General features: G+C 72.1%; 21 protein-coding genes. 11 read left to right on the plus strand and 10 right to left on the minus strand.

Annotated elements, in window-relative coordinates; translation table 11 throughout:
* Positions 1-5 precede the first annotated feature (5 nt).
* Genes FGM06_RS08835 through FGM06_RS08845 form a run of 3 tightly spaced genes read left to right on the plus strand, consistent with a single transcriptional unit; the run spans position 6 to position 3,989 of the window.
* A complete protein-coding gene (locus FGM06_RS08835) occupies positions 6-977 on the plus strand; it encodes an ABC transporter ATP-binding protein (RefSeq protein WP_144798898.1) in 972 nt (323 codons plus the stop codon).
* Positions 974-2,914, plus strand: coding sequence for an ABC transporter permease family protein (locus FGM06_RS08840; protein ID WP_144798899.1), 1,941 nt, complete (start codon positions 974-976; stop codon positions 2,912-2,914). The genes FGM06_RS08835 and FGM06_RS08840 overlap by 4 nt, the downstream gene beginning before the upstream one ends.
* The gene (locus FGM06_RS08845; RefSeq protein WP_144798900.1) at positions 2,907-3,989 is read left to right on the plus strand and encodes an ABC transporter permease subunit; all 1,083 of its coding nucleotides are present in this window, start codon (positions 2,907-2,909) and stop codon (positions 3,987-3,989) included. Before FGM06_RS08840 ends, FGM06_RS08845 begins: the two co-directional genes overlap by 8 nt.
* A gap of 18 nt (positions 3,990-4,007) precedes the next feature.
* Here FGM06_RS08845 and FGM06_RS08850 read toward each other — a convergent pair whose 3' ends face one another.
* Both FGM06_RS08850 and FGM06_RS08855 read right to left on the minus strand, forming a co-directional pair.
* Complete coding sequence (locus FGM06_RS08850) at positions 4,008-4,700, minus strand: trimeric intracellular cation channel family protein (protein ID WP_144798901.1); 693 nt, start codon at positions 4,698-4,700, stop codon at positions 4,008-4,010.
* Positions 4,697-5,449 carry a DUF2797 domain-containing protein gene (locus FGM06_RS08855; RefSeq protein WP_144798902.1) on the minus strand — a complete coding sequence of 251 codons (753 nt, stop codon included), beginning with the start codon at positions 5,447-5,449 and terminating at the stop codon, positions 4,697-4,699. Before FGM06_RS08855 ends, FGM06_RS08850 begins: the two co-directional genes overlap by 4 nt.
* Before the next feature lie 203 nt (positions 5,450-5,652).
* On the opposite strand from FGM06_RS08855, the gene FGM06_RS08860 reads away from it, so the two are divergent.
* Together FGM06_RS08860 and FGM06_RS08865 are read left to right on the plus strand one after the other, a co-directional pair.
* The gene (locus FGM06_RS08860) at positions 5,653-6,753 is read left to right on the plus strand and encodes a glycerol dehydrogenase (RefSeq protein ID WP_144798903.1); all 1,101 of its coding nucleotides are present in this window, start codon (positions 5,653-5,655) and stop codon (positions 6,751-6,753) included.
* 205 nt (positions 6,754-6,958) lie between these two features.
* The gene (locus tag FGM06_RS08865; protein ID WP_144798904.1) at positions 6,959-7,330 is read left to right on the plus strand and encodes a BsuPI-related putative proteinase inhibitor; all 372 of its coding nucleotides are present in this window, start codon (positions 6,959-6,961) and stop codon (positions 7,328-7,330) included.
* Positions 7,331-7,366: 36 nt separating this feature from the next.
* Here the strand turns inward: FGM06_RS08865 and menD are convergent, their stop codons facing one another.
* Together menD and FGM06_RS08875 are read right to left on the minus strand one after the other, a co-directional pair.
* Entirely contained in the window at positions 7,367-9,250 is a 1,884-nt protein-coding gene (gene menD / locus FGM06_RS08870; protein ID WP_144798905.1) for a 2-succinyl-5-enolpyruvyl-6-hydroxy-3-cyclohexene-1-carboxylic-acid synthase, read from the minus strand.
* A gap of 70 nt (positions 9,251-9,320) precedes the next feature.
* Positions 9,321-10,286 (minus strand): DUF1028 domain-containing protein, encoded by a 966-nt coding sequence (locus FGM06_RS08875; RefSeq protein WP_144798906.1) that lies wholly within the window; start codon positions 10,284-10,286, stop codon positions 9,321-9,323.
* A gap of 157 nt (positions 10,287-10,443) precedes the next feature.
* On the opposite strand from FGM06_RS08875, the gene FGM06_RS08880 reads away from it, so the two are divergent.
* Entirely contained in the window at positions 10,444-11,133 is a 690-nt protein-coding gene (locus FGM06_RS08880) for a nucleotide exchange factor GrpE (protein ID WP_144798907.1), read from the plus strand.
* 27 nt (positions 11,134-11,160) lie between these two features.
* Here the strand turns inward: FGM06_RS08880 and surE are convergent, their stop codons facing one another.
* Positions 11,161-12,024: a 5'/3'-nucleotidase SurE gene (gene surE, locus FGM06_RS08885; RefSeq protein WP_144798908.1), complete on the minus strand. Its 864-nt coding sequence runs from the start codon at positions 12,022-12,024 to the stop codon at positions 11,161-11,163.
* Between the two features lie 123 nt (positions 12,025-12,147).
* On the opposite strand from surE, the gene FGM06_RS08890 reads away from it, so the two are divergent.
* Positions 12,148-12,507, plus strand: coding sequence for a DUF5798 family protein (locus tag FGM06_RS08890; protein ID WP_144798909.1), 360 nt, complete (start codon positions 12,148-12,150; stop codon positions 12,505-12,507).
* Positions 12,508-12,510: 3 nt separating this feature from the next.
* On the opposite strand, the gene FGM06_RS08895 is transcribed toward FGM06_RS08890, so the two are convergent.
* Both FGM06_RS08895 and purD read right to left on the minus strand, forming a co-directional pair.
* Positions 12,511-13,029: an acyltransferase gene (locus FGM06_RS08895; protein WP_144799927.1), complete on the minus strand. Its 519-nt coding sequence runs from the start codon at positions 13,027-13,029 to the stop codon at positions 12,511-12,513.
* A 352-nt stretch (positions 13,030-13,381) separates the two neighbouring features.
* Entirely contained in the window at positions 13,382-14,665 is a 1,284-nt protein-coding gene (purD, locus tag FGM06_RS08900) for a phosphoribosylamine--glycine ligase (RefSeq protein WP_144798910.1), read from the minus strand.
* Positions 14,666-14,807: 142 nt separating this feature from the next.
* Between purD and FGM06_RS08905 the strand changes: the two genes are divergently transcribed.
* From FGM06_RS08905 to FGM06_RS08915, 3 genes are all read left to right on the plus strand, one after another.
* On the plus strand, positions 14,808-17,027 hold the full coding sequence (locus FGM06_RS08905; protein ID WP_144798911.1) for a thioredoxin domain-containing protein: 2,220 nt from the start codon (positions 14,808-14,810) through the stop codon (positions 17,025-17,027).
* A gap of 76 nt (positions 17,028-17,103) precedes the next feature.
* A complete protein-coding gene (locus tag FGM06_RS08910; RefSeq protein WP_144798912.1) occupies positions 17,104-18,408 on the plus strand; it encodes an HAD hydrolase family protein in 1,305 nt (434 codons plus the stop codon).
* Between the two features lie 41 nt (positions 18,409-18,449).
* Entirely contained in the window at positions 18,450-19,550 is a 1,101-nt protein-coding gene (locus tag FGM06_RS08915; protein WP_144798913.1) for a geranylgeranyl reductase family protein, read from the plus strand.
* 32 nt (positions 19,551-19,582) lie between these two features.
* On the opposite strand, the gene FGM06_RS08920 is transcribed toward FGM06_RS08915, so the two are convergent.
* Positions 19,583-20,044, minus strand: a complete 462-nt coding sequence (locus tag FGM06_RS08920; RefSeq protein WP_144798914.1) for a TRAM domain-containing protein — start codon at positions 20,042-20,044, stop codon at positions 19,583-19,585.
* Between the two features lie 172 nt (positions 20,045-20,216).
* On the opposite strand from FGM06_RS08920, the gene FGM06_RS08925 reads away from it, so the two are divergent.
* Positions 20,217-21,455: a mandelate racemase/muconate lactonizing enzyme family protein gene (locus FGM06_RS08925; protein WP_144798915.1), complete on the plus strand. Its 1,239-nt coding sequence runs from the start codon at positions 20,217-20,219 to the stop codon at positions 21,453-21,455.
* A 55-nt stretch (positions 21,456-21,510) separates the two neighbouring features.
* Here FGM06_RS08925 and FGM06_RS08930 read toward each other — a convergent pair whose 3' ends face one another.
* Both FGM06_RS08930 and FGM06_RS08935 read right to left on the minus strand, forming a co-directional pair.
* On the minus strand, positions 21,511-22,296 hold the full coding sequence (locus FGM06_RS08930) for a PHP domain-containing protein (protein WP_144798916.1): 786 nt from the start codon (positions 22,294-22,296) through the stop codon (positions 21,511-21,513).
* Between the two features lie 61 nt (positions 22,297-22,357).
* The gene (locus FGM06_RS08935; protein WP_144798917.1) at positions 22,358-23,530 is read right to left on the minus strand and encodes an MFS transporter; all 1,173 of its coding nucleotides are present in this window, start codon (positions 23,528-23,530) and stop codon (positions 22,358-22,360) included.
* Positions 23,531-23,565 lie beyond the last annotated feature (35 nt).

The raw sequence follows: 23,565 nt of genomic DNA on the forward strand, positions 1-23,565 counted from the left end.
AACCCATGATCGAGGTGGCGGGGTTGCGGAAGACGTACGGCGACTTCGCGGCCGTCGTCGACAGCGACTTCTCCGTCGAGGAGGGGGAGGTGTTCGGGATCGTCGGCCCGAACGGCGCCGGCAAGACGACGACGCTGAAGGTGCTCGCCGGGCTCGTCGACCCCACGGAGGGCGACGTCGAGGTCGCCGGCTTCCCCTCGGACGACCCCGAGATGCGGCGGCGGCTCGGCTTCCTCCCCGAGGAGTCGCCCTTATACGAGGAGATGACGCCGCTGTCGTACCTCCGCTTCTTCGCCGACCTGTACGACGTGCCGCGCGACGTCGCCGACGAGCGCATCGCGGCCGCGCTCGACCGGCTCGAACTCGACCACCGCGAGCGCCGGCTCGGCGACATGTCGAAGGGGATGAAACGCAAGGTCGCCATCGCGCGGTCGCTCGTCAACGACCCGGACGTGCTCGTGTACGACGAGCCGGCGTCCGGGCTCGACCCGGTGACGACGAACTCCGTGCTGGAGTTCACTCGGGAACTGCGCGCGGCCGGGAAGACCGTCGTCTTCTCGGCGCACAACCTCTACCACGTCGAGTCCGTCTGCGACCGCGTCGTGGTGATGAACGAGGGCCGCATCGTCGCCCGCGGGAGCGTCGACGGGATCCGCGAGCGACACGGCGAGACGACGTACCACGTGTTCACCGACGTCGCGCCCGCGCCGGAGCGCCTGTCGCCGGCCCTCGACGGTGCCGACCCCGACGCGGCGACCGAGGAGGTCGGCGACCGGTTCCGCACCGCGGTGCCGGACATGGACGCGGTCGAGGCGGTCCGGGCGGCCGCCGCCGACGCCGGCGGCGAGGTCGTCGACATCCGCACCCGCGAGCCGAGCCTGGAGGACGTGTTCCTCGACATCGTCGGGCGGCCGATGCCCGGTCGATACGGCGGCGGGAGCAGAGGGGTCGAAGACGTCGAGGAGGGGGCCGAGTGATCGACCGGCTCCGGAGGGTCCTCCGGGTCGCGCGCTGGGAGGTCGCCCGCGCCGGCGGCGGCGTCGACCGCCGCACCCTCGCCGTGGCGCTCGCGCTCCTGCTCGTCGCCGGCGCCGTCCTCGGCGGGGGGCTCGCGGTCGGCGCGGTCGGGCTCGACGTCGACCGCGACGTCTACCGCGTCGCCGTCGACGGCGACTCCCCGTACGCGGACGCGGTCGAGGGGGCGCCGGCGCTGACGCCCGTGCCCGTCGAGGGGGCCGAACTCGGCGACACGGCCGACCTCGTCGTGTTCGACGTGAAGAGCGAGTCCGGCGCGGTCGAGACCGTCGCCGTCCGCGCCAGCGACACGCGGAAGGGCGAGGCCGCGGCCGCCGAGTTCCGCGAGGCCGTCGAGGCGCACAACGAGCGGCTGATGGCCGCCGAGGAGAACGCGACCGCCGCCTTCCCGGTCACCGTCACCCTCCGGTACGTCGGGCGGACGAGCGCGCTCGACGACGGCTCTACGCTCGGGGAGGAGGGGTCCGACGGCGGGGGCGACTCGGACGGCGAAGACGGGTCGAGCGACGGGAGCGGCGGTGCGGGCGGGGGCGACGGTGACGGCGACCGCGCCGACGTGGGCGGGGGGACCGGCGACGGTGGTACCGGTGACGCCGCTCCCGACGGCGGAACCGCGGGCGACGGCTTCGCGGTCCCCTCGGTCGGCGGCGGGACGTTCGGCGCCGACACCGTCGGCTCGCCGGGGTCGATCTCGCCGCCGTTCCCCTTCGTCTCCCTGCTCTTGGCCTTCGCCTTCCTCGTCCCGATGAACTTCCTCATCCAGGCGTACGGCTCGTCGGTCCTCGACGAGCGCACGAACCGACGGGGGGAGCCGCTGCTCGTCACGCCGCTCTCGCCGGCCGACATCGTCGCCGGGAAGACGCTCCCGTACGTCGCGGCCGCGCTCCTCGTCACGACGCTCATCGCGGTCGCCGTGGGCGGCGGCGCCCTCTCGGTGGTCGCCGTGCTCCCCGTCGCCCTGACGTTCCTCGCGGCCACGTTCGTCGGCGCGATGTTCGCGCGGTCGTTCAAGGAGCTCACCTTCGTCACGGTCGGCGTCAGCGTGCTCCTCACGACGTACGCGTTCGTCCCCGCCGTCTTCACCAACGTGACGCCGGTCGCGCTGGTGTCGCCGCTGACGCTCGTCGTCTTCGACCTGCAGGGCGAGGCCGTCTCGGCCGGCGAGGCGCTGTTCTCGACCGCGCCGATGGCGCTCGGCGCCGCGCTCCTGTTCGGGCTCGGGCTCGGGGTGTACCGCGAGGAGGACATGTTCACCCAGAAGCCGGTGACGCGGAAGCTCCTCGACGCGCTCGCGGTCCGGCTCTCGGCGGTCGATGACGTCGGGTTCGGGGACCTCGTCGACCGCCGGCGGCTCCGCGCGCTCGGCTCGGTCGCGTTCCTCACCGCCTGCGCGATCCCGTTCGTCTTCGTCGCGGAGCTTTTAGCGGTCGCGACGCTGTTCGCGCTCCCGGTGACGGTGTCGATCCCCGTCCTCCTCGTGACGATCGCGTTCATCGAGGAGGTCGCCAAGAGCGTCCATCTCTACGCCGGCTTCGAGCGCGGCGTCTTCGCCCGGACCGACCGGGTCGCCGTCGCGGTCGGTCTCGCCTCCGCGGTCGGCTTCTTCCTCGCTGAGAAGGCCACGGCGGTCGTGCAGGCGGTCGGGCTCACCGAGCTGTACGTCGGCCGGGCCGCGTTCGGGAGCGTCGCCGGGGTCGAGGGGCTCTCCCCACTCGCCCTCGCGGCGCTGCTGTTCGCCCCGCTCCTGCTCCACGGCTTCGCCACGACCGTCGCCGCGGTCGGCGCGAGCCGGGACCGGACGTACTACGCGCTCACGCTGGCGCTGGCGACGCTGCTCCACGCCGCGTACAACTTCGGGGTGGTGAGCGTCCATGGGTGACGCGGAGAGCGGGGGAGCGACCGCCGGAAAGAGCGGGCGGCTGACGATCGCGGGCCGGGAGCTGGCGGGCCTGCGCGCCGAGAAGACGATCCTGCTGGCGGTCGCGATCCAGCTGTTCATCGCCGCGTTCTCGTCGTTCCTCGTGGTCGGGCTCGTCTCGATGTACGACCCCGGCGCGCTCGGCGGCGCGGAGGTCGAGGTGGCCGGCGCGGGCGACGCCGTGAGCGACCTCGAGCGCGCCGCGAGCGAGGTCGACGGGGCCGCCGTCACGCGCTACGAGGACGCGGGCGCCGCGCGGCTCGCCTTCGAGCGCAACGCCGCAGACGCGGTGGTGATCGCGGACCGGAACGACGACGGGCGGATCGTCGCGCGCGTCACGGCGCCGGACGCGACCGTTGAGACGACCGTGATCGTCGTCCAGCTCCGGGAGCTGCTCCGGACGTACGAGCTGAACGAGCGCGCGGACCGGGCGGCGTACCTGAGCGAGCCGCCCCTCCCCCTGCCCGAGCGGACCGGCTCCAGCCCGTACTTCACGTTCACGTACACGGTGTTGATCCCGGTGCTCGTCTTCCTCCCCGTCTTCATCTCCGGGTCGCTCGCCGTCGACTCGATCACCGAGGAGATCGACGAGGGAACGCTGGAACTGCTCCGGGTCGCCCCGGTCACGTTGGGGGAGATCGTCGACGGCAAGGCGCTGGCGGCGGTCGCGATCGCCCCCGGGCAGGCGCTGTTATGGCTGCTCCTGCTCCGCGCGAACGGGACGCCCGTCGCCAACGTCCCGTCGATCCTCGCGCTGATGACCGCGCTGACGACGCTCGTCGTCGCGCTCGCCGTCGGGATCTCGGCGCTCGCGCCTGACCGCCGGGCCGCCCAATTCCTCTACTCGGTCGGCGTCCTCGTCCTGTTCGGCGGCGCCACGGCGATGGCCGGCGGCCCGGCGAACGCGGTCGCGCGGCTCGCGATCGACAGCGCGGACGCGGCGACGACCGCCCTCGTCGTCGCCTACGCCGGCATCGCGGCGGTCGCGTACGTCGGCGTGCGGCGGATCGTCGCCGAGAGCGGGTTCGAAGGCTGAAATCTTCAAAAACCGGCCTCACCGCTCACCGGTGACGCGCTCGACGAGGCGCTCGACCCACCCGGCGGTCGGAAGCCGCCAGCCGTACGCGACCGCGACCAAGCGAGAGCCGGCGGTCACCGCCGCGCAGGAGCCGGCGGCGATTCCGCTGAGCCCGCCCGCCGCGCCCGGCCCACCGAGCGCGCCGACGGCCCAGTACGCGGTCCCGCCCAACACCGCGCAGCTCGCGTAGAAGTCGTCGAAGAGGATGAACGGCGCGCGGTCGAGGAGGACGTCCGCGACCGCGCCGCCGCCGACCGCGTTGATCGTCGCGACCGCGACGACGCCGAACGCGGAGACGCCCGCGTCGGTCGCGACGATCGCGCCGGTCGTCGCGAAGGCGGCGAGGCCGATCGCGTCCGCGACGAGCGTGACCGGGTGCGTGTCGGGGTCGGCGAGCACGACGCTCAGACCGACGGCCAGCCCGACGCCGACCAGTCCGAGCGCGATCTCCACCGGGGACTGGAGGGCGAGCGGGACCCGATTCACGAGGAGGTCGCGGGTCACGCCGCCGGCGAAGGCCATCGCCAGCCCGACGACCGCGACGCCGAACAGGTCGAACTCCTCGCGGATCGCCTTCGTCGAGCCCACGAGGGCGAACGCGACCAGTCCGACCGTGTTCATGACGGCGAACGGGTCGCCGAACAGGGTCGCCGCGAGCCCGCCCGTCACTCCCCGAACGCCCCCAAGCTCGACTGCAGTTCGCGATCGGGAACCTCGTCCGTGAGCTCGTAGCCGGCCAGCTCGCGGGCGTCGACCGCGTACGTCGAACCGCCGCGGTCGAGCACCAGCACTCGGCCCTTCCAGCCGCGCACCGTGCCGGCCGCCATCGTCTCCGCCACGGGGCGCTCCGCGAGGTCGAGCCCGTAGTCGAAATCGAAGCGCTCGATCGGGTCGAACCGGTCGAGGAGCGCTTCCCACGCCGATTCGTCGACCTCGCGGCCGAATCCGTCGAGCTTCGTCGGCACGCGGACCCGGTCGACGAGGTCGTCGGCGTCGGCCAGTTCGGCCTCGATCCGCCGAGCGACGCGACCGTCCGGGAAGGTCCGAACGTGGGCGGCTCGGTCCGCGCCCTGCTCGCGGAGCCGGGTCTCCAGCCGCCACAGGCGCGTCACCCCGACCTTCAGCACGTCGGGGGCGAACGCGGCGAGGTACAGCGCGTGCTCCTCGTGGCAGTCCATCTCGTCTTTCAGGCACGTCCCCGTGCACCGCGCGCACACCCAGACGCTCCCGTGGGCGTCGCAGTAAGGGGCCTCGGGGGCGTCGCAGACGACGTGCTCGCCGTCGTGGACGGTTCCCGCGCAGCGCCGCTCGCCGAGCCCGTAGGCGAGCTCCGTGCCGGCGTCCGCCTCGACGAACTCGACCGCGCCGCCGCTGGCGACGTAGAGCCCCTCGCCCGACTCGTAACCCACGACCTGCACGCGCCCCCGTACGGGGGGCCGCGACTTATGCGCGTCGTCGTCGGGAAAGCGATCGGGTACCGGCTCGTCGTCCGACCGAACCGGCACCGAACGACCGGGCGTCGGAATCGCCCGCGGACGGCCCTATTAATAAACGGTATCTCAACGGAATCACCCGGCGCAACTGTTATTACCGTGTTGAAAGATCATGACAGTGTCACACAATGACGCAGATATTCAAATCTCCGGCGGCGTACGTACAGGGTCGGGGTGTCGCCGGGGAGATCGGAACACACGCTGCAGAGTTGGGCGAGGAGGCGATGCTAATCGCCGACGAGATAGTCCTCGACATTCTCGAAGACCGCGTACTGGCGAGTCTCGAAGACGCGGGACTGGGCGCGACGTCGGTGGAGTTCAACGGCGAGGCGTCCGAGACGGAGATCGAACGTATCACCGACCTGGCGGAAGATCGGGGGGTCGACCTCGTCGTCGGTGCGGGCGGGGGCAAGGCGCTCGACACCGCAAAAGCCGTCCGAACGAACCTGAACGAATCGATGGTTTCGATGCCGACGGTCGCCTCGACGGACGCTCCAACGAGCGCGCTCTCGGTCATCTACAGCGAACACGGCGAGTTCCAAGAGTACTGGTTCTACGAGGACCACCCAGATCTCGTGCTAGTGGATACGGCCGTTATCGCCGGCGCGCCGACCCGCTTCTTCCGGTCGGGGATCGCCGACGGCCTCGCGACGTGGTTCGAAGCCGACGCGGCCTCCCAGTCGGACGGCGACAACGTCGTCGGCGGGAAACCCACGCGGGCCGGGCACCAGCTGGCGCGCCTCTGTTACGACACGCTGCGCGACCACGGGCTCGCCGCGGTCGATGCGGTCGAGCGGGGCGCTGTCACCGAGAGCGTCGAAGCCGTCACCGAGGCGAACACCCTTCTCAGCGGACTGGGTTTCGAGAGCGGTGGCCTCGCGGCGGCCCACTCGATACACAACGGGCTGACGCAGCTGGAGGCGACGCACGGCGCGACCCACGGAGAGAAAGTCAACATCGGGACGATATCACAGCTCGTGTTGGAAGGCCGTGACGACGCCTTCATCGAGGAGTACGTCGAGTTCTCGCTGGACCTCGGACTTCCGGTCACGCTCTCGGATATCGGTCTCGACGACCCGTCGGACGGCGACCTCACCGTCGTCGCCGAGGCGGCCTGCGTCGACGAGGAGACGATCCACAACCAGCCGTTCGCGGTCTCTCCACCGATGGTCCGCGACGCGCTTTTAACCGCCGACGAACTCTCACGACGGGTCCGCGAGAACCGCTGATTCCCCGCGGCGTTCCGTCCGTTCGAACGAAGCGCCGTCGGGCGTACCGCGACGCGTCCGTGACCCCGAACCCGGAGCGCACGCGTTTACACGACTCAGATTCCCGACGGCGGGGCTTGCCGAGAGAGAGAGGATTTCGGTAGAACCACACGGACCGCAGAGATCGGGCGGATTTTTTAAATAATATCGCGTGCGATTCATTCCCATGCTCGACGCCGCGCTCGCGACCGACGAGGGCGACGAGGGGGTCGACCTCGCCCTCACCGTGACGAACGAGGACGACGACCCGCTCACGCTCCGGTTCCGGACCGGCCAGCGCGCCGACTTCGCGGCCTTCGAATCCGCCGCCGCCGACGCGGCGGGCGACCCCCGTCGAAGCACCGCCGGGCCCGTCTGGCGACACGGCGAGGGGCGCATGTTCACGCAGGCGCTCGGCACCGAGACGCTGGCGCCGGGCGAGTCGGCGACGTACGAGGGGACGTGGCCGACCCCGCCGCCGGGCGTCTACCTGATCGTCGGGACGCTGACCGCCGAGGAGCACGACGCGGAGGCGACCGCCACGGTCGCGATCGGGTGAGCCCCCGCGGATTCGGTTCGAGCCGCCACCGCGGGCTCAGTCCGGGCCGCCGCCGTGGACCGCCTCGTCGACCGCCGCCGCGAGCCGCTCGCGCGTCCGGTGGCTCGACTCGGCGTCGGTCCGCACCTCGATCAGGTGGGAGCCGTCGGCGTCGCGCGCTTTCGCGCACGCCGCTTCGAGTTCCTCGGCGACGTCGACCGGGTCCCCGACCGCCTCGGGCCGCGCGTCGACCCGCGCGTACGCCAGCCCGTGGAGGTCGGCCATCGGCTCGAACTCGATGCCGTGCGGGGTCTTGAACGACTCCGTGAACTCGGGCTCGAACGACTCGATCGGGAGCGCGTGGAAGATCCCGCCGCCGTCGTTGTTGATCAGGACCACCGTCGCGTCGACGTCGCACCGGTCGAGCGCGAGCAGGCCGTTCGCGTCGTGGTACAGCGCGAGATCGCCGACGACGAGGGTGAGGTCGTCCGTCGTCGCCGAGCCGGCGCCGAGCGCGCTGGAGACGATCCCGTCGATCCCGCTGACCCCGCGGTTGCCGAGCGCGGTGACGCTCGCCGTCGTCGGCCCGACGAACCGGTCGAGGTCGCGGACTGGCATCGAGTTGGAGACGAACAGCGTCGCCGGATCCGGGAGCGAGTCGGCCACGGCGCGGAGCGCGTCACCCTCGTGGAAGCCCGCCGGATCGCCGTCCGCCGAGAGCGCGTCCCCGCCCTCCCCTCCGGTTCCGCCCCGCTCTCGCTCGTGTATCTCCCGGGCGACGCGGTCGGCCTCCTCCCACTGCGCGCGCCAGTCCGGGTCTCCACCGCCGCCGGCGACGAGCCGCGAGAGGCGCGCGCAGAGGCGGCTCGGCTCGGCGACGACGAGGTCGGTCGCGGCGAACTCCGCCTCGCGCCACCGGCCCGCGGGGTCGACCTGGTACTGGTCGGCGCCGGTCCCGGCGAGGTACTTCCGGAGGTTCTTGGAGGTGGGCGACGCGCCGAGCCGGAGGACGACCTCGGGGTCGGTCCACTCGGTTTCCGAATCGGACTCCCCGATGTCACCGTCCCTGGCGACACCAGCCGAGAGGTAGGCGTCGTACGCGCCGATCACGGGCGCGACGCGGGTGTGGCCGCCGTACCGGACGTTCGAGAGCGGATCGGCGAGCACCGGAAATCCGGTCGCGTGCGACAGCGCCGTCACCGACTCGGCGTCGATTCCGGGCGGGTCCGCGGGGCCGGCGACGATCAGCCCGCGGTCGGCGCTGGACAGCTCGTTCGCGAGCGCGCGGAGCCCGTCGTCGCCCGGCTCGGGCGACCCCGGCGTCACGTCGACGTAGGGTCCGTCGCGGCCGGCCGCGGCGACCGGGTCGAGGTCGGCGGGCACGTCGCCGGGCACCCGCGTCGGCTCCAGCGGCTTCTTAAAGGGAACGTTGAGGTGAACCGGACCGGGATCGGCTCCCTCGGCGGCCGCGACCGCCCGGCCCACGGTGGTCCGCAGCGACCGGAGCGCGCGGTCGTTCGGCGCCGGCTCGGGGAGGTCCTTGTAGAATCGGACGGTGTCGCCGTACAGCTTCTCCTGGTCGGCGGTCTGGTTGGCGCCCGAGTCGCGCAGCTCCGGCGGGCGGTCGGCCGTGAGCGCGAGCAGGGGGACGCGGGCCTGGTCCGCCTCCATCACGGCCGGGTGGTAGTTGGCGGCGGCGGTGCCGGAGGTGCAGATCAGCGGAGCGACGCTCCCCGTCCGCCGGGCGCGGCCCAGCGCGAAGTAGGCGGCGGAGCGCTCGTCTAACTGGGAGAAGACGCGGAGGTCGTCGTGACGGGCGGCGGCCATCGTCAACGGCGTGGAGCGGCTGCCCGGCGAGACGACGACGCTGTCGACGCCGGCGGCGACGAGCTCGTCAACGAGCGCCCCCGCCCACAGCGTGTTCCGGTTCGGCGCGGTCATTGCCACCGCTTGGGGGTCGATATTTAAATACTCCCGCGGGTCGGCGGCGCCGTCGGGCTCCGCGGCGTTCTTATACCCGGTCGAGCCGCGAGAGCCCGTGCCACACCGCGTCGACGAGGCGGTCCTCTCCCTCGCCGTCGGCGTCGTCCCAGCCGCGGGCGATAGCGTCCTCCAGCACCGGAACGGGGTGGTTCTCGAAGTTGTTCATCCCGCGGAACGTCTCCAGCGCCTCGCGGTGGGGCTCGCCGAATGCGTCGGCCTCGGCCGCCCCGCTCCCGGTCGCGTCGACGTCGCCCGCGTCGCTCTCGTCGAGGAAGCCGAGGTCGGCGAGGACTTCCGCGACCGCCGCGGCCGCCTCGCCGGTCAGATCCCGGGTCTCGTCCGGCGCCTCGCGCTCCAGCAGGGTGACGTCGTACAGCTTGAACACTCGTTCGAGCTCGTCGATCGGGCTGTCGTGATCGTCGACGCGCACGTCGATCCAGCGGTCGTTGCGGCCGTCGTAGCCGCCCTCCGGCTTGGCGACGTACAGCGCGGCCGACTGCTCGCCGCGCCTGTCGCCGCCCGCCTCGTTGCCGGCGTGGAGCGAGGCGATCAGCCGCTCGGGGAGGCCGCCCGCCGTCTCCTCGAACGCCTCCGCCATCGCGGTCAGCGTCTCGGCGTTCTCCAGGATGTTACCCTGGACCGTGTAGTCGTCGCCCTGCAGGTCGCCCGCGTAGTCGTGACAGTCGGCGCCGGTGAATGCGGCCGGCTCGCCCTCGAGGCCCACCGCGCCGACCTGTCTGGAGGGCGCCTCGTCGTCGGGGGCGGTGAGCCGATCGACGACCTCCTCGGCGTCGTGCCCCTCGCGGAGCAGATCGAGCCCGTCGGGGCCGTAGGCGACGTTCGCGAAGCTCTGCGTCGCGATCGCGCCGGCGTCCGCGCTGACGAACGGGACGACAGCGCCGACGCTGACGAACTTCGACTGAACGGCGACGCCGACGGCGTCGGTCTCCGGGTCGCGGGCGGCGATCGAGAACGTCGAGGGACGGGGTGGCATGCGGATCGAGGGATCGGCGGCCGCCCTGATAAATTCGGTCGGGTCGTCGGGGCGGTCCTCCCTTCGTCGGCGCCGGCACCGTCGACGCCGCGCCCCGCGCCGCCGCTCGCGGTCGCGTTCTGCAACGCTTATGCACGCCGACCGACTTCGATCGGGTATGAGCGACGACGACGCCGTCGACGTCGAGGTCGAGTCCCCCGACGACGCCGCGGCCGACGCGGCGAGCGCGAACGGCACGGCGGAGGCGACCGCCGAGGGAGCGAGCGGCGAGTCGGCGACCGATGCGGCCGGCGAGCACGACGCGGCCGGCGATAGCGAGGCGCTGGCCGCCGCCGTCGCCGAGCACGACGAGGCGCTCGCCCGGGAGGTCGCCGAGCTGGAGGCGGAGCTGGCGGAGACGCGCGAGGAGCTGCTGGCGGCCGAGGAGGAAGCCGAGGAGCTGACGAGCAAGCTCGCCCGCGTGAAGGCTGACTTCAGCAACTACAAGGAGCGCGCCAAGCGCAAGCAGGATGAGATCCGCGAACGTGCCTCCGAGAAGCTCGTCGAGCGGATCACTCCCGTCCGCAACGACCTCCTCCGCGCGCTCGACCAAGAGGAGGGGAGCGACCTCCGCCCCGGCGTCGAGTCGACGCTGGAGAAGTTCGACGAGGTGCTCGCCGAGGAGGGCGTCGAGCCCATCGCCCCCGACCCGGGCGAGGAGGTCGACCCCGCGCGCCACCAGGTGATGCTCCGCGTCGAGAGCGACCAGCCCGAGGGCACCGTCCACGAGGTGTACGAGCCCGGCTACGAGATGGGCGACCGCGTCGTCAGCGAGGCGAAGGTCACCGTCAGCGCCGACGAGTCGTAGGCCGCGTTCCGGCCGTTCCTCCCGTTCTCACCGATCGGTCCCGTACCGGCTCGCGAGCTCGTCGAGCCCCGCGTCCGGCTCGGCGGCGTGGGGCACCGACAGCGGCGAGACCGACACCTCGCCGTCGACGACCGCGCGCCGGTCGGTGCCGACCGGGTCCGGCACGTCCGCGGGCGTCATCCGCCCCCAGATCGGGTCGGAGATGGAGACGCCGCCGTTCCCGTCGGACGTCGCCTCCATCCCGTACCACTCTGAGGGCTTAGTGACGCGCATCGGCGCGGGGTCGACCGCGGGTTCGGCCGCGGGGTCGGACGACGAGCCGTCGCCCACGGCCGCCTCCCGTCCCCCGTCGCCCTCGGCGGGCTCCGCCATCGGCGCGTTGACGTTGAGGTAGTCGACCCGCTCGAAGACGCCCGTCCCGCCGGCCTCGTCGACGAGGAACCGCGTGGCGCGCGCGGCGTGCGCGAACGACGCCGGCGGCAGGTCCCGCTTCCACCAGTCGTCGCCGCCCGGCACGTACATCGACGCCGCGATCCCGGGGATCCCGAAGAACGCCCCCTCGACGACCGCGGAGACGGTCCCCGACCGCCCGAGCGTGTACGCGCCGAGGTTGGCGCCCTCGTTGCAGCCGGCGACCACGAGGTCGGCGTCTGGGACGAGCTCGTCGAGGCCGGCGACGACGCAGTCGACGGGCGTCCCGTCGACGGCGTACCCGAGCTCGTGCTCGCGGACCTCGACGTCTGCGGAGATGGCGCGGCCGACGGAGGAGCGGTCCCCCGCGGGCGCGACCGTCACCACGTCGTAGTCGACCGAGAGCGCGTCGTACAGGGCGCGGAGGCCGACGGCGTCGACGCCGTCGTCGTTCGTCAACAGGATCCGCTCGACGCTCATACCGCTACGTCGGGCGGTTCGGACAAAAGCCCACCGTCGCTGGGGGTGGGTTCGAGCCGGGGCGGTCTTCCCCGCCCACGGCGAACGGAAAAGCCCACGTATCCCGGGCCCCCACCGTCCGACATGGGATTCGGGGACACGGCCAAGAAGATCCAGACGCTCGCCGACAAGGCCGAGCGCACGTACCAGAAGATCAACGAGCTCCGCACCGAGGTCGAGGAGACCCAGACGACCGTTCTCGACACCTCCGAGCGCGTCCAGCAGCTGGAAAACGAGATGGCCGAACAGCGGGCCGTCCTCGACGCTGTCGCGCGCGAGGTCGGCGTCGACTTGGAGAGCGTCAGCACCGAGGCGCACATCACCGAGGCCGAGCGCGCGGCCGTGGAGGACGCGGCCGGGGACGCGACCGGCGACGCCGCCCCCGCCGAGAGCGACGGCGGCGAGTCGGCCGACGGCGACGACGCGAACGACGGCGCGGCGTAGCGCCTATTCCGCGGCTTCCGCCGTCTCGTCGACGGACTCCTCTCCGTCGTCCGCCCGCGAGACCACCTCGGCCGGCACGCCCGCGACCGTCGTCTCCGGCGGGACGTCCGCGGCGACGAGGGAGTTGGCGGCGACGCGCGCGCCCTCGCCGACCGTGACGCCCGGGAGGACGACCGCGCCGGCCCCGATCATCGCGCCCTCCTCGACGACGACGTCGCCGAGGCGGTACTCGTCGCGGAGGAACTCGTGGCACAGCAGCGTCGCGTCGTAGCCGATTATCGCGTCGTCGCCGACGGCGATCCGCTCCGGCCAGAACACGTCCGGCGTCGACTCCAGCCCCCACGCGACGCCGGCGCCGACCGTGACGCCGATCCGCCGCATCAGCCAGTTCTTCAGCCGCAGGCTCGGGCAGACCCGAGCGAGCACGATCGCGACGTAGTTGCGGACGACGACGAGCGGCGACTTCGCGTCGGGCCACGACCACAGCGAGTTGCGGGGGCCGCCCGTCGGATGGCGGTCCAGTCGATCGGTCCGCGAGTCGTCCGGACTCCCGTCACCGCCCGCGCCCGCCGCTGCGCGCTCCGCCGAACCCGCCGCCGCGTCGCCGTCCTCGTGAATCACGAGGGGACCTTCGGACGGCACGGGTAAAAGGGTCGCCGACGCGCTCGGCGGTCCGAGAGCGGGGTCGTGTCGGTGCCGAAATCGACGCGAGGGTTCAAATCGGATACCGCGGCCAGCGCCCCCACGACCTGACGAGGGCCCACGGCCGGCCGAGACGGGTGCGCGGTCGACCGCCGTGCGGACGCGACGACTGACCGCCTGTTCGCCACGCCGCTCAGCGCCGCGTCCGTGCGGCGTCCGCCGGGGGTCCGCGCTACTGCCGCAGCTCGTCCATGTGATCGATCCGTCGCTCGACGAGGTCGGCCTTCCCCACGTCGTGGCGGATCCGGAGCCCGTCACCGGCGGCCGAGAGCCCCGCCTCGGCCTGCCGCTCCGCGGCGGCGATCGAGTCGCCGCGGCCGACCACCGCGAACGACCGCGAGGTCGTCGTGTACAGCCCGTCGTCGCGCTCGTCGACGCTGGCGTAGTAGAGCAGCGCGTCGCCGACGCTCTCCTCGTCGACCGCGATCTTCGCGCCAGCGTCGGGGTCGACCGGGTAGCCGTCCGGCACCGCGTACTTGCAGACGGTCGCCTCGCCCGAGAAGGCCAGGTCGGGGAGCGTACGGTCGTCGCGCGCGGCCGTCAGCACGTCGACGAAGGGCGTCTCCAGGACGGGGAGCGTGTTCATAGCCTCCGGATCGCCGAAGCGCGCGTTGAACTCGACGACCTTCGGTCCCTCGTCGGTGAGCATGAACTGCCCGTAGAGGACGCCCTTGTAGTCGGGGAGCGCGTCGACGACCGCCTCCAGCACGTCGACGGCGGCCTCGTAGTCGCCATCGGCCATGAACGGGAGCGAAAGCCCCGTGTCGGAGTACGAGCCCATCCCGCCGGTGTTCGGCCCCTCGTCGCCCTCGTAGGCGCGCTTGTGATCCTGGACCGCGGGCGTCGTCCGGAGGTCGCCGTTCGCGACGAACGCCTGCACGGTGAACTCCTCGCCGACGAGCCGCTCCTCTAACACCACGCGGTCGTAGTCGGAGTCGCGGAGGTACGCCTTCGCGCCCTCGGCGTCCACCTGGTCGCCGATCACCTTCACGCCCTTTCCGCCGGTGAGTCCGGCCGGCTTCACCGCGAGGTCGCCGTCGTACGCGTCGATGTAGTCGCAGGCGGCCTCGATGTCGTCGAACACCGCGTAGTCGGGACAGCCGGGGACGTCGGCCTCCTCCATGAACTCGCGCTGGTACGCCTTGTCCGTCTCCAGCCGCGCCTCCTCGGCCCGCGGGCCGAACGCGTACACGCCGGCGTCGTCGAGCGCGTCGGCGACGCCCGCCGCGAGCGACGACTCGGGGCCGATCACCGCGAGGTCGGCGCCGACGTCGGTCGCGTAGTCGGCGACGGCCTCGGCGTCGGTCTCGTCGATCGACTCGAAGCCGTCGGCCAGCCGGCGGATGCCGGGGTTCCGGTTGCTCGCGCAGGCGTACAGCGCGCAGTCGCCGGCGACCGCGCGGGCGATCGCGTGCTCGCGTCCGCCGCCGCCGACGAGAAGTACGGTCTCGGTCATGCCCGACGGATAACTGCACGGTAGTGTAAACGTTACTCTCCGCTCACGCCGAGATAGCCATGTACGTGGATCGAACGGGGGATCGCGACCGGATCCAACGCTCGTGTGACGGGTTTTTGCCTCGCCGGGGCGAACCGGGCGTATGACACAGCCGACGGAGCGGAACCGCCTCGACGGGGAGGCGAGCCCGTACCTCCAGCAGCACGCCGACAACCCGGTCCACTGGCAGCCGTGGGGCGACGAGGCGTTCGAGCGCGCCCGCGAGCACGACGTCCCGGTGTTCGTCTCCATCGGCTACTCCTCCTGCCACTGGTGTCACGTGATGGCCGAGGAGAGCTTCGAGGACGAGGGGGTCGCGGAGGTGCTCAACGAGGAGTTCGTGCCGGTCAAGGTCGACCGCGAGGAGCGCCCGGACGTGGACAGCACGTTCATGACCGTCTCCCAGCTCGTCACGGGCGGCGGCGGCTGGCCGCTCTCCGCGTGGTGCACGCCCGAGGGGAAGCCGTTCTACGTCGGGACCTACTTCCCGCCGGAGCCGCGCCGGAATCAGCCGGGGTTCCGCGACCTCTGTGAACGAATCGCCGACTCGTGGGCGGACCCCGAGCAGCGCGAGGAGATGAAGCGGCGCGCCGAGCAGTGGACGACGAGCGCCCGCGACGAGCTGGAGTCGGTCCCCGAGCGGGACGACCACGACGCGAGCGACGCCGAGGCGCCCGGCGCCGACCTCCTCGACGAGGCGGCCGCCGCCGCGATACGCGGGTACGACGACGAGTACGGCGGGTTCGGCAGCGGCGGCGCGAAGTTCCCGATGCCGGGGCGGATCGACCTGCTCCTGCGCGCCTACGGCCGAAGCGGCCGGGACGCCGCGCTCGCGGCCGCGACCGGCACGCTCGACGGGATGGCCCGCGGCGGGATGTACGACCAGATCGGCGGCGGGTTCCACCGGTACGCGACCGACCGGCGGTGGACCGTCCCGCACTTCGAGAAGATGCTGTACGACAACGCGGAGCTCCCGCTCGTGTACCTCGACGGCTACCGCGTGACCGGCGACCCGGCGTACGCCCGCGTCGCGAGCGAGACGCTCGGCTTCCTCGACCGCGAACTCCGCCACGAGGCGGGGGGCTTCTTCAGCACGCTCGACGCGCGGAGCGCGCCCCCGGAGAGCCGGCGGGGGGACGCGGGCGACGACGGCCACGTGGCCGAGGACGTCGAGGGGGCCTTCTACGTCTGGACGCCAGCGGAAGTCGACGCGGTCCTCGACGAGCCGGCAGCGTCGCTGGCGAAGGAGCGGTACGGGATCGAGTCGGGCGGCAACTTCGAGCGCGGCACGACCGTGCCGACGGTCGCGGCGTCGGTCGCCGAGCTCGCCGACGAGCACGACCTCGCGGTCGACGAGGTCCGCGAGCGCCTGACCGAGGCCCGCGTCGCGCTGTTCGAGGCGCGGGAGTCGCGCCCGCGGCCCGCCCGCGACGAGAAGGTGCTCGCGGCGTGGAACGGCCGGGCGGTCTCCGCGTTCGCGAGCGCGGCGGGCGCCCTCGGCGAGGAGTACGCCGAGATCGCCCGCGAGGCGCTCGACTTCTGTCGCGACCGCCTGTACGACGCCGACTCCGGCGAACTCGCCCGGCGGTGGCTCGGCGGCGACGTCCGCGGGCCGGGCTACCTCGACGACCACGCGTTCCTCGCGCGCGGCGCGCTGGACGTCTACGCCGCCACCGGCGACCCGGAACCGCTCGGGTTCGCGCTGGAGCTGGCCGAGACGATCGTTGATGAGTTCCACGACCCCGACGACGGGACGATCTACTTCACCCGCGATCCGGAGGCGGAGGACGACGGGGAGACCCCCGCGGGCGACGACGCCCTGTTCGCCCGCCCACAGGAGTTCACCGACCGCTCGACGCCCTCGAGCCTCGGCGTGGCGGCCGAGACGCTGATGCTCCTCGACGGGTTCCGGACCGACCGCGACTTCGCCGCGGTCGCGGAGGCCGTCGTGACGACCCACGCGGACCGGATCCGCGCGAGCCCGCTGGAACACGTCTCGCTCGTGCGGGCGGCCGAGCGCGTCGAGACCGGCGGGATCGAGGCGACGATCGCCGCCGACGCGGTGCCGGACGCGTGGCGCGAGACCCTCGGTGAGCGGTACCTCCCGGGCGCGCTCGTCGCGCCGCGACCGCCGACGGAGGCGGGGTTAGACGAGTGGCTGGACCGGCTCGGCATGGACGAGGCGCCGCCGATCTGGGCCGGCCGCGACGCCGTCGACGGCGAGCCGACCGCCTACGTCTGCGAGGGCCGGACCTGCTCGCCGCCGGAGACCGACCTCGACGCGGCGCTGACGTGGCTGGCGGAGCGGCGGGGCGAGCCGTAGCTCCGGTCGGATCGCCGCCCGCACTCGGCGACGCCGAGTCGGCACGCTTTACGGACCCCGGATCGGAGGAGAGTGCATGGAGCGGTACGACCTCCTCTATCGCCTGTACGACGAGTTCGACGTCGAGACCCTCCGCGAGCACCAGTCGTTCGTCGACCTCTTTCCGCCGGTGGACTCGCGCGTGGCGCTAGAACACTGGGAGGACGCGAGCGACGAGCTCGACCTGTTGAAATCCGAGATCCGCGACGCGCTTCCGGGCGGTGCCACCTTCGCGGAGATCGCCGCTCACGCCGACCGCGAGACGGCGTTCACCGCCCTCGACCTCCACGCCAAGTACGGCCGCGCCGTCAACGCGCTGGTGTTGGACGTCGACGAGACGCTCCGGTCGGCCGGCGGCACCGACAACGAGATCCCCCGGGAGACGCTGCACGTGTTGACGACGCTCCACGACGCCGGGGTGCCGATCGTCATCTGCACCGGCCAGACCTTAGAGAACGTGAAGGGGTTCATGATCCAAGGGCTCGGAAACGAGCTGGTCCACTCCGGCGCCTTCTCGATCGTCTACGAGTCGGGGAACGGCGTGTTCACGCCCGGACACGGCTCCCGGACGAAGCGGCTGCTCTACGAGGAGCTCGACGAGTCGGTTCGGGGCGTCTTCGACGACGTCCGGTCCCGCGTCCTCCCCGAGTCCCCCGAGGACGTTCGCCGCGGCTGTCACCTCCAAGGCAACGAGTTCAACGTCACGCTGAAACCTAACTTCGAGACCGGGAGCGCTGACGCGGAGGCCGTGATCGACGACGGGCTCGTCCACCTGATCGACCTGTTGGGCGCGGTCGTCGTCGAGCGGGCCGACGTCGAGGTCGGCGGGGGTGAGGGCGACGACCCGCCGAAGAGTGACGCCCCCGCCGAGCGCGGCGCCACGTGGGCGCGGGCGCACTACGCGTCGGCCGACCCCGAGATCCGCGAGGTGCTCGAGGCGAGTGCGGCCGAGGGAGGGACGGCCGTCGATCCGACCGCGCTCGCCGACGTTCCGGAGCCGGTCGCCGCGCTGTTCGACCGGATCGACGTCGGCTACTACCGCGGCGACGCGGCGGAGATCACCTCGCTGGAGCTTGACAAGGTCGCGGGCGTCGAGGCCGCGCTCGACGTGCTCGACGTGCGGGACCCGTTCCTGCTCGTGATGGGCGACAGCAAGTCGGACCTGCGGGTGATGGAGTGGGCCGCCGAACGTGGCTCGGGCATCGCCGCCGCGCCCGAGCACGCCTCCGCGGACGTGCTCTCGCACGTGCTGGCCCGCGACGAGCTGGTGTTCGACCGCGGGGCCTCGGCGCGGACGCTCCGGACCGCCTACGTCCTCAACCTGCTCGCTCGCCTCGAGTAAGTCGCGGCGTAATTATATACGTCCGTCACGACCGCCCGTCCATGCACGATTTCATCGTCGTCGGCGCCGGCCCGCCGGGCTCGCGGTTCGCCAGGCGCGCGGCCGAGGCCGGCCGCGACGTGGTCGCCTTCGAGAAGGGGACCGTCGGCGAGCCGCTGGCCTGCTCGGGGCACGTCTCCGACGACGTCTGGGGGTACGTCCCAGACGAGGCTCGCGACCGACTCCTCCAGAACCGCGTGTACGGCGCGCGGTTCCACGTCGGCGGCCCCGGCTCGACGGCGTACCCGTTTTACAAGGACCGCCCCGTCTCGAACGTGATCGACCGCGTCGGGCTCGACCGGACGCTCGCCGACTGCGCGCGCGAGGCGGGCGCCGACGTGCGCGAGGGCCACACCGTCCTCGACGTGGAGGAGCGGCCGGACCGCGTCGCTGTCGAGGTCCGGACTCCCGCCGGCGACGTCGAGACCGTCGAGGCGCGGATGGTCGCCGGCTGCGACGGCCCCACGTCACGCGTACGCCGGTCGCTCGACCTCCCCGAGCCGGACGAGCTGCTCCACGGCGTGCTCGCGTTCGACGACGCGTCCGACGCCGGCGACCTCGCCGACGTCCACCTCACCGCGCCGACGTTCTTCGCGTGGCGGATACCGCGGGGCGACGCCGGCGTCGAGTACGGGCTCGCGGCGCCCCCGAGCGACGACGTCACGGCGATGTTCGACCGGCTCACCGACGCGTACGGCGCGACGACCGACCGATTCTGCTCGGGCGCAATCCCGGTGGGCCCGCCGGACCGGGTCACGTCGGACCGCGCGTTCCTGATCGGGGACGCGGCCGCGCAGACGAAGCCGTTCACCGGCGGGGGGATACTGTACGGAATGACCGCGGCCGACGTGGCCGCGGACGTCGTCGACCCGGCGGACCCGGCGACGCTCGCCGACTACGAGACCGGCTGGCGCGACGCGATCGGCCGGGAGATCCTGCTCGGGAAAGGGATCCGCCGGTGCTACTCGCTGCCGGAGCCGGTCCAGCGGCTCGGCCTCCGGGCGCTGTCGGGCGAGATCGGCGTCCACATGGACCGCCCGAGCTCCTTTTTCTCGGCGACGCACCTCCGGCGGCTGTTCTCGCGGAGCGACCCGCCGGAGTGACCGGGGTCCGAGAGGCGGCTCCGACGGCGACGCTACTCCCCGACGACCTCTGCGAACGAGACGTTCTCGCGTACGCTCGTGATCTCGACCGTCGGCTCGTCGCCCGGCTCGGAGTCGGGGACGATGACGACGTAGCCGCGTTCGATCTTCGCGATCCCGTCGCCCTTGTCGCCGAGCGTCTCGATCGTGACCTCGCGGACGTCGCCCTCGGAGACCGGCGGGCCGGCGGCGGCGTCCGCGGGGGAGCGCGCCGCGGGGGCGCCGGCCCCGTTGCCCGCGACGTCCCGGTCCGACGACGCGTTCGCCGCGGCCTCTGTCGGCGCGGCGGTCTCTTCTCCTTCGTCTCGTTTTATCAGCGCTACCCGGTACGTCTCGTCTGGGGCGACCGTCCCGTGTTCGATCTCCGACGAGGGGACCGCGACGACGTGGTCGCCGTCGCGCTCTTCGACCTCTCCGGTGAACAGGCACGCGAGCGAATCGGTGATCTCGACCATGCGTGACGTTGCGAACACGGTAATGAAAAGCTCCCTATTTGTCACCCGCGGCGCGGATGCGATCTGAGCGCGGTTCGGATGCGGTCGGAGCGCGGTCGCGAGCCGAGAGAGCCCCCGCTCGGATCACCAGCCGAACATAAACGTTTACCCTGTTCCGAATGAATCGCCGACCATGAGCCGAAACTACGAGTCGCTCCACGACCCGAACGCGGAGTACACGATGCGGGAGCTCTCCGCCGAGACGATGGAGGTCACGGGGTCGCGCGGCGGCGACCGCGACGTCGAGATCACGGACGTCCAGACGACGATGGTCGACGGGAACTTCCCGTGGACGCTCGTCCGCGTCTACACCGACGCGGGCGTCGTCGGCACCGGCGAGGCGTACTGGGGCGCCGGCGTCCCGGAGCTGATCGAGCGCATGAAGCCGTTCGTCGTCGGCGAGAACCCGCTCGACATCGACCGACTGTACGAGCACCTCATCCAGAAGATGTCGGGCGAGGGCTCGGTCGAGGGCGTCACCGTCACCGCGATCTCCGGGATCGAGGTCGCGCTCCACGACCTCGCCGGGAAGATCCTCGACGTGCCCGCCTACCAGCTGCTCGGCGGGAAGTACCGCGATCGGATGCGCGTCTACTGCGACTGCCACACCGAGGAGGAGGCCGACCCCGACGCGTGCGCCGACGAGGCCGAGCGCGTCGTCGACGAGCTCGGCTACGACGCGCTGAAGTTCGACCTCGACGTCCCCTCGGGGTTAGAGAAGGACCGCGCGAACCGCCACCTCCGCCCCGGCGAGATCCGCCACAAGGCGGAGATCGTCGAGAAGGTCACCGAGCGCGTGAAGGACAAGGCCGACGTCGCCTTCGACTGCCACTGGACGTTCTCGGGCGGCTCCGCGAAGCGCCTCGCGGAGGCCATCAACGATCACGACGTGTGGTGGCTCGAGGACCCCGTGCCGCCGGAGAATCTGGAGGTCCAAGAGGAGGTCACCAAGAGCACGACCACGCCGATCGCGGTCGGCGAGAACCGCTACCGCGTCACCGAACTGCGCCGGCTCATCGAGAACCAGGCGGTCGACATCGTCGCCCCCGACCTGCCGAAGGTCGGCGGGATGCGCGAGACCCGCAAAATCGCGGACGTGGCGAACCAGTACTACGTTCCGGTGGCGATGCACAACGTCGCCTCGCCGGTCGCGACGATGGCGGCGACCCACGTCGGCGCCGCGATCCCGAACTCGCTGGCGATCGAGTACCACTCCTACGAGCTCGGCTGGTGGGAGGACCTCGTCGAGGAGGACGTCATCGAGGACGGCTACATCGAGGTGCCCGAGGAGCCGGGGCTCGGCGTCACGCTCGACATGGACGCCGTGGAAGAGCACATGGTCGAGGGCGAGACTCTGTTCGACGAAGCGTAGCGAAGTCGTGCTCGCCTGACGAAGTCAGGCGGTGTTCGACGAGGCGTAAGCGAGGTCAGGCGTCCGCGACGACCTCGTCGAGTCGGACCGGGTCGAGTCCCCGCCGGTCCAGTTCCGCCTCGGTCTCGCGGAGCCGGGGCGCGATCTCGTCCGGCTCGTGGCTGTCGGTCCCGACGGTCACCCGGACGCCGGCGTCGACGAGCCGGTCGAGGAACGCCGGGGCGGGGTGAAACTCCCCGTAGTCGTCGAGCAGCCGACCGGCGTTGATCTCGGGAACGGTCCGCGACTCCCGGAGCGCGTCGGCGACCGCGGCGTAGTGATCCTCGGTCGCGAACCCGCGGAGGTGAGGGTTCCGCTCGATCAGGTCCGGATGCGCGGCGATCGCGAACAGCTCCGAGTCGACCAGCGCGACCAGCTTCTCGAAGTACCGCTCCACGAGCGCCTGTCGCTCCGACGCGGGCTTGTCGGCGAAGTGCGAACGCGCGTGGATGTTCGCGCCGTCGAGCTCGTGGACGCTGCCGACCGCGTAGTCGAAGTCGGCCTCGGCGAGGAAGTCGGCGATCGCCGCCTCGTGTGCGGGGTCGTAATCCATCTCCGCGGCGTCGAACACGTCGATCGAGGCGTCCTCGCGGACCGCCTCGATCGCCGTCCGGCGTCGCTCGTACGTCAGGTCGAGGTTGAATCCGAGCGCGCGCCTGTACCGCTTCGCGCCGGCCTCGGGCGAGACGTTGCAGTGGTCCGCGAACCCGATCCCGTCGAGCCCCGCGTCCGCGGCGGCGTCCACCATCCACCGCAGGAACGCCCCGTCCGAGTAGTTCGTGTGGGCGTGGTAATCGTGCACGCGTCGCCGTAGGTCGCGCGGCGACTCGTAGCTTCGGGTCTCCGAGCGTCGCCGGCCCGTCTCAGTACCCCGTCTCCAGCGCCGAGTTCGCGACGAGCACGGCGAACGTGACGCCGAACAGGACCGCCAGGATCGCGAAGGAGGCGCCCCAGCCGAACAGGTCCGCCGCGAGCCCGACGCCGAAGGAGCCCGCGGAGCCGACGACGGTGTAGACGGTCCGAACGAGCCCGAATCCGGCGCCGCGCTCCGCGTCGCCGAGCGCGTCCATGAACCGCGGGTCGATCGCCGAGAAGAAGCTCGCGCCGGAGCCGGCCAGCAGCACCGCGACGGCTACCCCAGCGGGTCCGGGGCCGAAGACGAAGGCGGCGGTGCCGACAGCGCCCGCCAGCATCGCCCCGCCGATGGCGGTGTCGCGACCGACGCGGTCCGAGAGCCGCCCCAGCGCGACCTGCGCGACCGCCCGGACGACGAAGAACGCGGAGAAGACGCCGGCGGCGAACGACGGCGAGTACCCCCGGAACTCGACGAGGAACGTGGGGAGGAACGACATCACGCCCTGGACCACGTACGTGCCGACCATCGCGATGAAGAGGGGGAGGAGGATGCTCGGCCGCGAGAGGAGCTCGACGAGCGGCGCGACCGCGAACCGGTCCCGCATCGGCTGGTCGGGACGGCGCGGCTCGGTCGGGCGGACGCGCCACGCGAACAGCAGGAACACCGGTGCGCCGACCAGCGCGGCCAGCGCGACCGCGGGGCGCCAGCCGTACCGGACGCCGACCCAGGCCGCGGCGACCGGCGCCACGAGTCCCGCGAGGGGACCGCCCGCGGAGTGGAGCCCGAACGCCGTTCCGATGTCGTCGAAGGTCCGCGAGAGCAGCGTCGTCGCCACCGCGTAGTGGAGCCCGGCGACGAGCCCGAGGAGCACCGCCGCCAACACGAACAGGGGAAAGACGGGCGCGAAAGCGAGCACCGCGCTCATCGCGGTGGTCCCGCCGACGGCGACGAGGATGACCTTCCGCTCGCCGTGGCGGTCCGCGAGCACGCCGCTCGGGAACTGGGCGGCGCCGTACGCCAGCCACATCCCGGAGAGCGCGATCCCGATGGCGGTGTTCGACACCCCGAAGTCGTCGACGATCAGCGGGACGACCGGACTGATCGCCAGCCTGGCGAAGTACGTCACCAGGAACGCGAGCATGCACAGCGACAGCACCGTGTGACGGTACTGCCAGCTCATCCGCCTGTCACTGACCGGAGGTGGGTCCGGTCGGG

This window comes from Halorubrum depositum (genome assembly GCF_007671725.1).
Taxonomy (GTDB): Archaea; Halobacteriota; Halobacteria; order Halobacteriales; family Haloferacaceae; genus Halorubrum; species Halorubrum depositum.

Coding starts and splice junctions, on each gene's coding strand:
- FGM06_RS08925 (WP_144798915.1), top strand. CDS start 20,217: ATGAGCCGAAACTACGAGTCGCTCCACGACCCGAACGCGGAGTACACG.
- FGM06_RS08910 (WP_144798912.1), top strand. CDS start 17,104: ATGGAGCGGTACGACCTCCTCTATCGCCTGTACGACGAGTTCGACGTC.
- FGM06_RS08915 (WP_144798913.1), top strand. CDS start 18,450: ATGCACGATTTCATCGTCGTCGGCGCCGGCCCGCCGGGCTCGCGGTTC.
- FGM06_RS08920 (WP_144798914.1), bottom strand. CDS start 20,044: ATGGTCGAGATCACCGATTCGCTCGCGTGCCTGTTCACCGGAGAGGTC.
- menD (WP_144798905.1), bottom strand. CDS start 9,250: ATGACCGCGCCGAACCGGAACACGCTGTGGGCGGGGGCGCTCGTTGAC.
- FGM06_RS08835 (WP_144798898.1), top strand. CDS start 6: ATGATCGAGGTGGCGGGGTTGCGGAAGACGTACGGCGACTTCGCGGCC.
- FGM06_RS08865 (WP_144798904.1), top strand. CDS start 6,959: ATGCTCGACGCCGCGCTCGCGACCGACGAGGGCGACGAGGGGGTCGAC.
- FGM06_RS08875 (WP_144798906.1), bottom strand. CDS start 10,286: ATGCCACCCCGTCCCTCGACGTTCTCGATCGCCGCCCGCGACCCGGAG.
- surE (WP_144798908.1), bottom strand. CDS start 12,024: ATGAGCGTCGAGCGGATCCTGTTGACGAACGACGACGGCGTCGACGCC.
- FGM06_RS08845 (WP_144798900.1), top strand. CDS start 2,907: ATGGGTGACGCGGAGAGCGGGGGAGCGACCGCCGGAAAGAGCGGGCGG.
- FGM06_RS08860 (WP_144798903.1), top strand. CDS start 5,653: ATGACGCAGATATTCAAATCTCCGGCGGCGTACGTACAGGGTCGGGGT.
- FGM06_RS08905 (WP_144798911.1), top strand. CDS start 14,808: ATGACACAGCCGACGGAGCGGAACCGCCTCGACGGGGAGGCGAGCCCG.
- FGM06_RS08935 (WP_144798917.1), bottom strand. CDS start 23,530: ATGAGCTGGCAGTACCGTCACACGGTGCTGTCGCTGTGCATGCTCGCG.
- FGM06_RS08880 (WP_144798907.1), top strand. CDS start 10,444: ATGAGCGACGACGACGCCGTCGACGTCGAGGTCGAGTCCCCCGACGAC.
- purD (WP_144798910.1), bottom strand. CDS start 14,665: ATGACCGAGACCGTACTTCTCGTCGGCGGCGGCGGACGCGAGCACGCG.
- FGM06_RS08890 (WP_144798909.1), top strand. CDS start 12,148: ATGGGATTCGGGGACACGGCCAAGAAGATCCAGACGCTCGCCGACAAG.